This window comes from Devosia sp. FJ2-5-3, assembly GCF_029201545.1.
Classification (GTDB): Bacteria; Pseudomonadota; Alphaproteobacteria; order Rhizobiales; family Devosiaceae; genus Devosia.
In genome coordinates this window covers 402,396-414,027 of sequence record NZ_CP104007.1, presented here as the reverse complement: position 1 = coordinate 414,027, position 11,632 = coordinate 402,396, and the positions used below count along the sequence as shown (strand labels likewise).

The 11,632-nt window shown below is 63.5% G+C and carries 11 protein-coding genes and 1 tRNA gene; 6 read left to right on the top strand and 6 right to left on the bottom strand.

Annotated features, from left to right (window positions below; genetic code table 11):
• Positions 1-249 precede the first annotated feature (249 nt).
• Entirely contained in the window at positions 250-1,614 is a 1,365-nt protein-coding gene (locus N0P34_RS02075) for an exopolysaccharide biosynthesis polyprenyl glycosylphosphotransferase (protein WP_275605370.1), read from the top strand.
• A 40-nt stretch (positions 1,615-1,654) separates the two neighbouring features.
• Positions 1,655-2,251 carry a YigZ family protein gene (locus tag N0P34_RS02070; RefSeq protein ID WP_275605369.1) on the top strand — a complete coding sequence of 199 codons (597 nt, stop codon included), beginning with the start codon at positions 1,655-1,657 and terminating at the stop codon, positions 2,249-2,251.
• Positions 2,252-2,310: 59 nt separating this feature from the next.
• Here the strand turns inward: N0P34_RS02070 and N0P34_RS02065 are convergent.
• Together N0P34_RS02065 and N0P34_RS02060 are read right to left on the bottom strand one after the other, a co-directional pair.
• Positions 2,311-2,395, bottom strand: a tRNA-Leu gene (locus N0P34_RS02065).
• A 57-nt stretch (positions 2,396-2,452) separates the two neighbouring features.
• Entirely contained in the window at positions 2,453-2,815 is a 363-nt protein-coding gene (locus N0P34_RS02060) for a GFA family protein (RefSeq protein ID WP_275605368.1), read from the bottom strand.
• Positions 2,816-2,979: 164 nt separating this feature from the next.
• Between N0P34_RS02060 and N0P34_RS02055 the strand changes: the two genes are divergently transcribed.
• From N0P34_RS02055 to N0P34_RS02045, 3 genes are all read left to right on the top strand, one after another.
• On the top strand, positions 2,980-3,957 hold the full coding sequence (locus N0P34_RS02055; protein ID WP_275605367.1) for a complex I NDUFA9 subunit family protein: 978 nt from the start codon (positions 2,980-2,982) through the stop codon (positions 3,955-3,957).
• Between the two features lie 87 nt (positions 3,958-4,044).
• Positions 4,045-5,238 carry a methyltransferase gene (locus N0P34_RS02050; RefSeq protein WP_275605366.1) on the top strand — a complete coding sequence of 398 codons (1,194 nt, stop codon included), beginning with the start codon at positions 4,045-4,047 and terminating at the stop codon, positions 5,236-5,238.
• 211 nt (positions 5,239-5,449) lie between these two features.
• Positions 5,450-5,878 (top strand): hypothetical protein, encoded by a 429-nt coding sequence (locus N0P34_RS02045; protein WP_275605365.1) that lies wholly within the window; start codon positions 5,450-5,452, stop codon positions 5,876-5,878.
• Between the two features lie 151 nt (positions 5,879-6,029).
• Here the strand turns inward: N0P34_RS02045 and N0P34_RS02040 are convergent, their stop codons facing one another.
• The 4 genes from N0P34_RS02040 to N0P34_RS02025 all read right to left on the bottom strand — a co-directional run bounded on the left by N0P34_RS02040 (position 6,030) and on the right by N0P34_RS02025 (position 10,352).
• The gene (locus N0P34_RS02040; RefSeq protein ID WP_275605364.1) at positions 6,030-6,854 is read right to left on the bottom strand and encodes a sugar phosphate isomerase/epimerase family protein; all 825 of its coding nucleotides are present in this window, start codon (positions 6,852-6,854) and stop codon (positions 6,030-6,032) included.
• A 142-nt stretch (positions 6,855-6,996) separates the two neighbouring features.
• Complete coding sequence (locus tag N0P34_RS02035) at positions 6,997-8,166, bottom strand: dihydrodipicolinate synthase family protein (protein ID WP_275605363.1); 1,170 nt, start codon at positions 8,164-8,166, stop codon at positions 6,997-6,999.
• A 185-nt stretch (positions 8,167-8,351) separates the two neighbouring features.
• Positions 8,352-9,503, bottom strand: coding sequence for a Gfo/Idh/MocA family oxidoreductase (locus tag N0P34_RS02030; RefSeq protein WP_275605362.1), 1,152 nt, complete (start codon positions 9,501-9,503; stop codon positions 8,352-8,354).
• 102 nt (positions 9,504-9,605) lie between these two features.
• Positions 9,606-10,352 (bottom strand): sulfite exporter TauE/SafE family protein, encoded by a 747-nt coding sequence (locus N0P34_RS02025; protein WP_275605361.1) that lies wholly within the window; start codon positions 10,350-10,352, stop codon positions 9,606-9,608.
• Between the two features lie 286 nt (positions 10,353-10,638).
• Here N0P34_RS02025 and N0P34_RS02020 point away from each other — a divergent pair, with 286 nt between their 5' ends.
• Positions 10,639-11,616 (top strand): tripartite tricarboxylate transporter substrate binding protein, encoded by a 978-nt coding sequence (locus tag N0P34_RS02020; protein WP_275605360.1) that lies wholly within the window; start codon positions 10,639-10,641, stop codon positions 11,614-11,616.
• Positions 11,617-11,632 lie beyond the last annotated feature (16 nt).

Sequence of the window (11,632 nt, the reverse complement as noted above, 5' to 3'; positions counted from 1 at the left end):
TCAAGAAAATGAGCGCCTTCAGGGGTTACCCTGCAGGATCCGGCGATACCGCTCCACTCATATTTGGCGTCTTGGCGTTTCCTTTTTGCGCCTTCTACAACGGGAAGCGTTAACACAGATTTCAGCCGGCGCTCCGCCAGCTGCACAAAAGATGCTAACAGTTCATCAGGGCCCTCCAGACTCGGCACAACGCTAGGTATGACCATCACTTTACGACCTGCCGACCTAAGGCGTCGAAGGCGCTTCCGGATGCCGGGGCGGGCGACGCTGGGAAATGGCATCGGCGCTTTTGAAGGCCTCGCGGCCGCGGCACTCAGCTTGATGTTGTCCTATGCGCACGATGCGCTGGTCGTCATGGCCGTGGCGGCCACGGCGGGGGTAATCTACGGCGTCCTCGCGGCCCGTGCGGCGCGCAAATTCGTCGGCTATGCCGATCTGCGCCAGCCCTATCTGCTGCATGCCGTGCTCAGCTGGCCGGTGGCGGCGGCCATGGCGTTTCTGGTTGCCCTCGCCGCGTCGCGATGGAATCTGGTCTGGGGCCGCACATTCTGGGTCTGGGTCTTCATCACACCCGTCTTGCTGACCATTCTGCGCGCCACGCTCTACGGCCAATTGGCAAAAATGCTGTCGCGCGGCCAATTGCAGGTCGAACGCATCGGCATTATCGGCGATGAAGCCGCCGTTACCCAGCTGCGCAGCGACCCCCGGATCTGGCAGCAGGGCGGCCAGGTCGTGACCAGCCTGACATTGCCCGAGGGCATTGGCGGCACCCTGCCCCCCAGCGAAGTGGTTGCCAGCTTCGCGCGCAATTGCGTCGACAAGAAATGCCAGCACGTCCTCTTGGTGGCCGATCTCGACAATCTGCAGGCCGTCGGCGAGCTCGTGGCCCCATGCCGGCCCTTCGACCTCAACGTCCTGCTCTATCCCCGCGCCGTGGCGACAGGCAGCAAGATCAATCTGGTCGATATTGTCCCGCTTGGCGCGGTCAATTCGCTGCGCGTGCTCAGCACACCGCTCGATGACACGGCGCGCCTGCTCAAGCGCAGTTTCGATATCGTCCTGTCGGGCCTCGGTCTTGTGCTGCTGTCGCCGATCTTTCTTGGCGTCGCCCTTGCGATCCGGCTCACCAGCCCCGGCCCGGCCCTTTACCGGCAGGAGCGGCGCGGCTTTAACGGGCGCAATTTCTACATCTACAAATTCCGCTCCATGCGCGTCATGGAAGATGGCCGCGCCATGCGCCAGGCCCAGGCGGACGATCCGCGCATTACCCCGATGGGCCGCTTCATCCGCCGCACCAGCATCGACGAACTGCCCCAGCTGCTCAACGTGCTCACCGGCGAAATGAGCCTTGTGGGCCCCCGCCCCCATGCCATTTCCCATGATGACGAGCTCTCTGGCAAATTCGAGCTCTACGCCCAGCGCCAGCGCATCAAGCCCGGCATCACCGGCTGGGCCCAGGTCAATGGCTATCGCGGCGACACCTCCACCCAGGACAAGATCGAAGGTCGCACCCTGCACGATCTCTATTATGCGGAGAACTGGTCGCTTCTGCTCGATTGCTGGATCATGCTGCTCACCGTGTTTTCCCCACGCACGCGCCAGAACGCGCACTGAACCGACGCCAGCGCCGCGCGGCCCGTGCTAAAGAGCGCCTATGAGCAATCTGAGCACACTCCTTGCGCCAGCCGAGGCAAGGCAGGAGATCAAGAAGAGCCGCTTTGTCGCCCATGCCGGCCCCGTCGGCGATGAGGCCGAGGCGAAAGCCTTTATCCTCGCCCATTCGGACGCCACCGCCGGCCACAATTGCTGGGCCTGGCGGCTGGGGCAGAACTATCGCTTCAACGATGATGGCGAACCCGGCGGCACGGCCGGAAAACCCATCCTCCAGGCCATCGAGGGCCAAGGCATCGACCGCGTCGCCATCGTCGTCTCGCGCTGGTTCGGGGGCATCTTGCTGGGCAGCGGCGGGCTCATGCGCGCCTATGGCGGCACCGCGGCCATCTGCCTGCGGGGCGCCGAGACGGTGCCGCTCATCGAAACCATTGCCGGGCTGGTCGATTGCTCCTTCGCCGACCTCGCCCTCGTGCAGTCCCGCCTCGCGGCACTTGCCGGCGTCCAGATCGGCGCGCCAGCCTTTCACGACCGCGGCGCAACGCTGTCCCTGGCAATCCCGAAGGCTGATCTGGAGAGTGCCGCTCGCCTCGTCACCGACCTCACCAGCGGCCGGGCCTGCCTCAAGTTTCCTGACTGAGGCCCAGAAACGCAAAAGCCGCGCTGCCTCGAATGAGGAGCGCGGCTTTTGCGAGAAATTGGTGCCCAGAAAAGGACTCGAACCTTCACACCTTGCGGTACACGGACCTGAACCGTGCGCGTCTACCAATTCCGCCATCTGGGCGACGGGTGTGTAACTAGGGGGCTCCCCGATCAATGTCAACGGGGCTAGCGAACGATTTTAGAAGTTTGCCCCATCCCAGTGTTTAATCGCGCTGCGATCCACAGCTACGGGCGGCTCGAGACAGTTAACATTGACCATGTAAAGGGTTTTCCCGCTCCCGTCCGAGCCGCGCGCAAACGATTCGATGCCGCAATTGCGGCAGAAGAGATGGTCGATCTTGTCGGTGTTGAACCCGTAGCGCACCAGCGCCTCCTCGCCCGAGTGCAGCGTGAACGCGCTCTCCTCGACCGATTTCATCACCCAGCCGAGCCGTCGGCAGCGCGAACAATTGCAGTCGGCCAGTCCTGAGAGATCGGTGTGAACCGTGTAGCGAACGGCGCCGCAATGGCACTGTCCCTCATAATCGGCTGCTTCTGTCATGTCATATCCTCCACGATAGATTGAACAAAAGAAGAACAACTACCCTTCAGAGTCAAGCGTCACCCCGCAGCATTGCCGGGCCGCCGGCACTCGACACGGCCCGCCCCCCTGCGCTAGAAGCGGAGCCAAACGCAAAGCCAGCCTCGCCCCTCTCGGAGTTCGTCATGGATCGCTTTTCCCCCAAGCTCGTCACCGTGTTCGGCGGTTCGGGGTTCGTCGGCACGAGTGTGGTGCAATTGCTGGCGGCCAGGGGATATCGCATTCGCGTCGCGGTCCGCCGTCCTGATCTGGCCGGTCCGGCCACGATGCTCGGCACGGTCGGGCAGATCGTCCCCATCCAGGCCAATCTGCGCAATGCCGCCTCGGTCGAGCGCGCCGTCGCCGGCGCCGATATGGTGGTCAATCTGGTTGGCCTCGGCATTGAATCGGGCAAGCAGAAATTCGCTTCCGTCAACACCGAAGGCGCCGCCACCGTGGCGCGCGCCGCCAAGGCTGCCGGCGTCAAGTCGCTGGTGCATATGTCCGCCCTCGGCGCCGACACCGCAGCCAAGGTCAGCGCCTATGCCAGGACCAAGCTTGAGGGCGAAAACGCCGTCCTTGCGGCCTTCCCTGAGGCGATCATCCTTCGTCCGTCGCTGATTTTCGGCCAGGGCGACGGCTTCTTCAATCTCATGGGCACGCTGGCGCGCATGTTCCCAATCATGCCGCTGATCTCAGGCACTTCGCGCTTCCAGCCGGTCTATGTCGGCGACGTGGCCGAGGCGATCGTCAAGGCGCTCGACGGCACGGTCCAGACCGGCCGTGTCTACGAGCTTGGCGGCCCGGAGGTGGAAACCCACCAGCAATTGCTCGAGCGCATCCTGCGTGAGGCCGGCCGCAAGCGGCCCCTGCTGCCGTTGTCCAACGGCATTGCCGGCATGTTTGCCTCGATCCTGTCCTTCCTGCCCTTCAAGCCGCTGATCACCAGCGACCAGGTCGCGCTTCTGGGCAAGGACAATGTCGTGTCCGAGGCGGCCATCAGCGAAAATCGGACCCTTGCGGCCTTCGGCATCACCCCGACCAGCATGGACACCATCCTGCCCAGCTATATGTGGCGCTTCCGCAAGCACGGGCAGTTCGATCGCGACAAAGTGGTCGCCTGAGCCCGCGCTCCTCTCGCCTGCGGCGAAAACCGCTTTGCACTTGGCAGAGCGATGGACTAAGTCCGGGACAGCAAGCCCCGGACCCTCATGACCCACACCATTACGATTTCGAGCCTCGGCCATAAGGGCGAGGGCATCGCCCTTATCGAGGACAAGCGCGTTTTCGTGCCCCTGGCCCTGCCGGGCGAAACCGTCGTGATCTCGGCCGAGGGCGAGCGCGGCACGCTGATCGACATAGTCGAGCCTTCGCCAGAGCGGGTGGAGCCTTTTTGCCCCTATTTTGGCGCCTGTGGCGGCTGCCAGATCCAGCATCTCGGCCCTGAGCTCTACCGTGCCTTCACGATCGGCCTCGTCGAAAACCCGCTGCGCCAGGCGGGTCTCGACGCCAGCGTCAGCCGCTTCATCGATGCAGCGGGCGCCGGACGGCGGCGCGCCACGCTCCATGCCCGCAAGGATGCGGCCGGCTATATGCGCCTGCGCAGCCATGACCTTCTCGACATCGAAGCCTGCCCCATTCTCGTGCCCGCGCTCGCCCGGGCGCCCGACATCGCCCGCGCCATTGGCGGGGCAATCGGGGACTGCGATGTCAGCTTCACCGCCAGCGATGCCGGCATCGACGTAGCGGTGCGCAATGCCAGGAAAGGCATCAAGGGCGAAAAGCTCATCGCCCTGGCGGCAAGACTGCCCGTCACGCGCCTCTCCTTCGACGGCCAGATGATGTTCCAGCGCCAGACGCCCAATATCACCATGGGGCGCGCCCAGGTGGAAATCCCCATCGGCAGCTTCCTGCAGGCGACCGCCCAAGCCGAAGCGGCGCTGGCCGATTATGTCGTCACGGCTGTTGGCAAGGCCAAGCTGGTGGCCGACCTCTTCTGCGGCATGGGGCCCTTTGCCCTGCGCCTCGCGGAAAAGAGCCCGGTCTTTGCCGTCGACAGCGACAAGGCGGCCCTCCAGGCGATGGACAAGGCGGCCCGCCACGCCAAGGGCCTCAAGGCCATCACCAGCAGGGCGCGCGATTTGTTCCGCGATCCGATGACCCAGTTCGAGTTCAATTTCGACGTCGTCGTGCTCGACCCACCCCGCGCCGGCGCCCTGGCCCAGGTCAGGGAGATTGCTCTCTCCAAGGTCCGGAAGGTGGTGATGATCGCCTGCGACCCCGCCAGCTTTGCCCGCGACGCCGCCATATTGGTCAAGGCCGGTTTTGCCATGCGCGACCTCGTCGCCGTCGATCAATTCGCCTTCTCGACCCATATCGAAGTGGCCGCGACCTTCGAGCGCTAAAACCCTTCTCCAGTCGCCAAAATGCGCCCTCTTGTCCGGCATTACGGCCGGACAAGGCCCGTTGACCAACTTTCCCATTCCACGAAACGGTGAAGCCCGCTCGACGCTCACAATGTCGATTGGGTGCAACCGTGGCCGCGTCGGCCCGTTACCTCTCCGTCAACAATGAAAAAGCGACTGCGTTGGGCGGGCGTCGTCGCGTGGAGAAACCATGCGAAATACGAATTATCTCTTTGCCATCGGGGCCCTCTGTGCAGGTCTTGTGGCCCCGGTCATGGCCCAGGAAGCCGTTACGGAAGCAGCACCGGGCGCCGAGCAGGCGGCACCTAATCCCGCCGGCACCTTCGTCGACGAATACGGCACCACATTCACATTCAGCCTCTGCGGCGAGAGCGGCACCGATCTTTGCGGCGTGCTCGATGTCCTCATGGGTGATTCTGCGACCGAAGAAAACCTCGCCTTTGTCGGCACCCAGATCATGCAGGCCGCCCAGAGCGCGCCCAACCAGTGGAAGGGTGCGATTGCGGCAGGCGGGCTCAGCGCCGATGCCACCATCACCCAGACGGGCCCTGATACGATCGAAATCGAGGGTTGCCGCGTCGGCATCCTTTGCCAGACGCTGGCCTATAACCGCGTCTAGAGCGTTTCCAGGAAAAGTGGACACCACTTTTCCGGTTCGGAAACGCGACAGAACAAGGAATTAGAGTGACTTCATCGCTTCAACGACGCGGTGAAATGCTCTACCAAAAAAAGAACCCCGGGCAGGACCCGGGGTTTTTTCTTATCTGGCCTCAGCAGACCGTCGCGACACGGTCCTTGATCACCGCCAGCACCTCATCGCCCGACCGCTTCCACCAATTGTCCTGGCTGAAGATCTCCACTTCCTGCGGCCCGTAAAAGCCCGCATCCTCGATCATCTTGCGGATCGCCGGCAAATCGATGACCCCATCGCCCATCATGCCGCGATCGAGCAGCATATCTTTGGTCGGCACCAGCCAGTCGCAGATATGGTGCGCAAAAATCCGCTTCATCCGCCCGGCCCTCGCAATCGCCTGCGCCAAATTCGGGTCCCACCACACATGATAGACGTCGATGGCAACGCCCACCGTCTCGCCCAGCATCTCGCAGATATCGAGCGCCTGATCGATCGTGTTCACGCAGGCCCGATCCGCCGCATACATCGGATGCAGCGGCTCGATGGCGATTTTCACCCCTGACGCCTTGGCATGCGGCAGCATGGCGGCAATGCCATCGGTCACCATCTGCCTGGCGCCGGGCAAATCCTTCGAAGATCCCGGTAGCCCACCCACGACCAGCACAAGGCAATCGGCATTGAGCGCCGCCGCCTCATCGATGGCCCGCAGATTGTCGTCGATCTGCTTTTGGCGTCCCTCGGCCGTCTCGGCGGGGAACATGCCGCCGCGGCAGACACCGGTCACCTGCAGCTTGTTTTCGCGCACGATCCGCGCCGCCTCGTCGAGCCCGATGGCGGCAATCTGGTCGCGCCAGGGCGAAATGGCGGTGATCCCGGCGCGCAGGCACCCATCCACCGCCTCGGCAAAACCCCATTGCTGGCGCGTCGTCGCCAGATTGAGGGAAATTTTGCGCTCGCTCATATTTTGTCTCCCCCCATCAGTTCATTTCCTCCCACCGCGTCATTCCCGCGAAAGCGGGAACCCCTGTTACCAAGGTGGGGAATTGAAACGGAGGTTCCCGCGTTCGCGGGAATGACATCGCGGAGGTGGCTGGCCGTGACGCTCATGCCCTCACCCCATGCACCGCCAGCACATCGCGCATCCGCGCTGTTGCCAGCTCCGGATCGGCAAGCACCCGCGCCTTGTCGGCGAGACGGAACAGTTCGGCCAGATGTTGCACGGAACGCGTCGATTGCTGACCGCCAATCATGGCGAAATGGTCCTGCAGCCCATTGAGATAGGCGAGGAACACCACCCCCGTCTTGTAGAACCGGGTCGGCGCGGCAAAGATATGCCGGCTCAACGGCACGGTGGGTTCGAGCAGCTCGAAAAACTCATTATTGTTCCCGCGCCCAAGCGCGGCCAGCCCCGCCGAGGCAGCCGGCGCGATGGCGTCGAAAATACCCAGCAGCGCGTGCGAAAAACCCTGATCGTCGCCCGCAATCAGCTCGGCATAGTTGAAATCGTCGCCCGTATACATCTTCACATTGGCCGGCAGGCGCCGGCGCATGGCGATTTCCTTTTCCGCCGAAAGCAGGGAAATCTTGATGCCGTCGACCTTGTCGGCATTGGCCGCAATGACGTCAAGGCACACATCCATGGCCGCGTCGTGATCGATATTGCCCCAATAGCCCTGCAGCGCCGGATCGAACATTTCGCCCAGCCAATGGAGGATCACGGGCTGCTTCACATTACTCAGCACATGGCCATAGACCCGCGCATAATCATCGGGTGATTTGGCCGCAGCCGCCAGCGCCCGGCTGGCCATCAGGATCACCCGGCCCCCCTCGCCTTCGACGAAATCGACCTGCTCGTCATAGGCGCGCAGAATGTCGTCGATTGTGACGTCCGGGCCCGGCGCGAGGTGATCCGTGCCGGCCCCATAGGCGATCAGCGCATCGTCGCGCGTCCGCGCCTCCGCCTGCGACCGGCGGATCAGCTCCTTGGCCTCGGCCCAGGTGAGGCCCATGCCGCGCTGGGCGGTATCCATGGCCTCGGCCACGCCAAGCCCCAGATCCCACAGGCGATGGCGGAATTTCAGCGTCGTCTCCCAGTCGATCGCCGGCGTCAGCCACGGATCATGCTCGGCCAACGGATCAGCCACCACATGGGCCGCCGCATAGGCGACGCGGGAAAAATCACGCGCCTTGAATTTGACGAAGGGGATCGGATCGCCGCTCAATGTGTAGGGCGTGATCGAACGATCCGGATTGGGCAGATTGATGGTCGGCATGGAAGGGTCCCCTCATCCGGCGCTACGCGCCACCTTCTCCCTCAAGGGGAGAAGGAAGCACCGTGCGCGTCAAATACTCGATGTCCCCCTCTCCCCTCGTGGGAGACTTCAAGGCGCAAGCTGGCGCTCCAGTGGAGCGATAGCGGCAGACGAAGGCCCGAAGGGCGGGTGAGGGGGACTGCGGATCAAAACTCCAGCTTCGGCACATCGAGCCAGCGCCGTTCGGCCCAGCTCTTGAGGCCGAGCTCGGCCAGCTGCACGCCCTTGGCGCCCGCTTCAAGCCCATATTCCCAGGGCGCGTCCTCGGCGACGTGGCGGAGGAACATCTCCCACTGCGCCTTGAACCCGTTATCGGACGGCCAATTGTCCGGAACCTCTTCCCAATCGTTGAAGAAATTCATCGTCTGCGGCTGGTCCGGGTTCCACACCGGCTTTGGCGTGTTGACCCGGTGCTGGGTCCAGCATTTGTGCAGCCCCGCCACGGCCGAGCCATGCGTGCCATCGACATGGAAAGTCACGAGGTCGTCGCGGCGTACGCGCGTCGTCCAGCTCGAATTGATCTGCGCAACAATCCCGCCTTCAAGCTCGAACGTGGCATAGGCCGCATCATCCGTATCGGCCTTGAAGCGCTTGCCATTCTCGTCGACACGCTCGGGAATATGCGTCGCACCGAGGCACGACACCGCCTTCACCTCGCCGAACAGATTGTCGAGCACATAGCGCCAGTGGCACAGCATATCGAGGATGATGCCGCCGCCATCGGCCTTGCGATAATTCCAGCTCGGGCGCTGCGCCTTCTGCCAGTCGCCCTCAAAAACCCAATAGCCGAACTCGCCGCGCACCGAGAGGATGTCGCCGAAAAAGCCCGAGTCCTTCAGCATCTTGATCTTCTGCAGGCCCGGCAGGAACAGCTTGTCCTGCACGACGCCGTGCTTGAGGCCGGAGGCGCGGGCCGTCCTGGCGAGGTTGAGCGCAACTTCCAAATCATCCGAAGTCGGCTTTTCGCAATAGACATGCTTGCCGGCAGCGAGCGCCTTTTCCAGCAGCCCCGCGCGCATCAGCGTTGTGCCAGCATCGAAGAACACCGTGTCATCGGGATTGGCCAGCGCCGCGTCGAGATCGCTGCCCCAGCGGGCAATATTGTGCTTTTTGGCCAGCCGCTCGATCTTGTCGGCGTCCCGGCCGACGATGATCGGGTCGACCACCAGCCGGTCGCCATTGGCGAGCGCGATGCCGCCCTGATCCCGTATGGCGAGGATCGACCGCACCAGATGCTGATTGTACCCCATGCGCCCGGTGACCCCGTGCATGATGATGCCAATCCGTTGTTCCGCCATATTGCCCTCCCCAGGCCGCAAATGTTGTAACTGGTTGGTTACTTCCTAGCCATAATGGCCCGGACGCGTCAAGCCCGCAGCATCAGGCATTTGGTGGGTAGGCTAGAGGCCAAGCACCATTTTGAGGCCGACAAGTCCGAGGAAGACGAGGATCATCCGATCGAAGGCCTGCCGGCTGAGCCGTCCTGCCAGCGCCTGTCCAACCGGCATGAACATCATGATCGGAACGAGCGCAAACAGCGCCTCCACCACCCAGATCGGCTGCATCACGCCGGAGACAATCAGCGCCGGAAGCTGGACGATGCCGAGCACCAGGAACATGGCCGATACGGCGTAGAGATGCGCGTCGCGCCCCAGCCCCATGGCATGGATGAAGGTCACGCCGATGGGCGCCGAAATGCCGGTTGCCCCTTGCAGCACCCCGCTCCCCAGCCCCGCTATCGGGCCATAGCGTCGCGCCGCCACCGGCCCCACAACGAGGTGCGGCTTGGTCAGTTTCAGTACGAAATAGCCAATCATCAGCAGGCCGAGCGCCAGGATCAGCACCCGCTCGGGGAGGTTCGTCAGCAGCCATGTCCCCGCCAGCACGCCGATAGCCCCGCCCACGAGAAAGAGCGGCAGGAAGCGGGTCGCATCGCTCCGCGACGCCGCCCGGAACTGCCAGGTCTGCAGGCTGTTGGTAACGATCTGCACCACGACCATGATGCCCACTGCATGCTGCAGCCCCAGCGTCGAAGCCAGCACCGGCAACGCGATCAGCGGCAGCCCCATTCCGGTCGCGCCCTTGACCACAGCCCCGGCCGCCAGCGCCGCTGCCATGATGGCGTAGCGGCCAATATCGATCTCCAATTCCTGTCCCCCAAGCCAAGCCCACCGCGACGACCCATGATCGTCCCACCCGAAACTGTTAGCATCGATTTAACCCCGGCAAACCGGTATTTTTGCCCTCGCCCGTAGCGAACACAAAATCACCGCACGGTTACTTCAGGCTTGACAGCGTTCAAACGCAATCGCAAGTTCGACACTCGAGGGCCACAAAAATCGGCCCCAAGCCACATTTTGGGAGGATGGACGATTGCAGAAATTGCATGGCGTCCTGGCAATGGGAGCTTCGCTCCTGGTGCTCGGGACTTCTTTGACTTTCGCTCAGGACTGGAAGCCGGATCGCCCGATCAATCTGATCGTGCCCTGGGGCGCGGGCGGCTCCACCGACCAGGTGACGCGCGTCACCGCGCCCATCCTCGCCGAGGCGCTTGGGGTCGAAGTGGTGGTGGTCAACCAGCCCGGCGCATCCGGCGCCATCGGCACCCAGGAAGTGCTCAACGCCCCGCGCGACGGCTACACCTGGACCGCCAATGCCATCGCCAATAATGCCACCTATGCGGTGACGGGCCTGCTCGAAGACACCGACATCGGCGATTGGCACATCTATCTCTCCGTCGCCAACGTGCCCGTGGTCTCCGTCCCCGCCGACAGTGAATTCACCGATTTCGGCCAGTTGCTGGAAGCCTTCAAGACGCGCGGCAATTCCGTCACCGTCGCCACGGCGGGCATCACCTCGTCCGGTGGCACCGCCATCGCCGCGCTCTCCGGCGCCGCCGACGGCTTTGACTACAACATGATCACCTATGACGGCGGCGGCCCCGCGGCCATCGCCACCGCCTCGGGCGAAGCCATGGTCACCACCCAATTGGCCGTCGAGCAGACGGAGCTGATCCGCGGCAAGCGCCTCCGCGCCCTGGCCGTCCTCTCCAACCAACCGCTGGTCCTCGATGGCGCGGATCCGATCCCGCCAATCACCAATTGGCTGCCCGACATGGAACTGGCGCCCGATTATTTCGGCATTTTCGTGCCCACCGGCGTGCCCGAGGAAGTCGTGGCTACGCTCGACAAGATCTGGGCCGAAAAAATTTCGACCTCCGAGGCGATCAAGACCTATGCCGAAACCTTCGGCGCGGTCTTTGCCCCATCCTATGGCGCCGAAGCCCGCGCCCTGGCCATGCCGGTCGTGATCCTCGAAGCCTGCGACGCCGTCGAACGCGGCGAGGCGGTCAATGATCCCTCCACCATCGGCATCGACTGCGCCACCCGCACGGAAGTCGGCGCGCAGTAAAGCCCTGGGGTGGCGG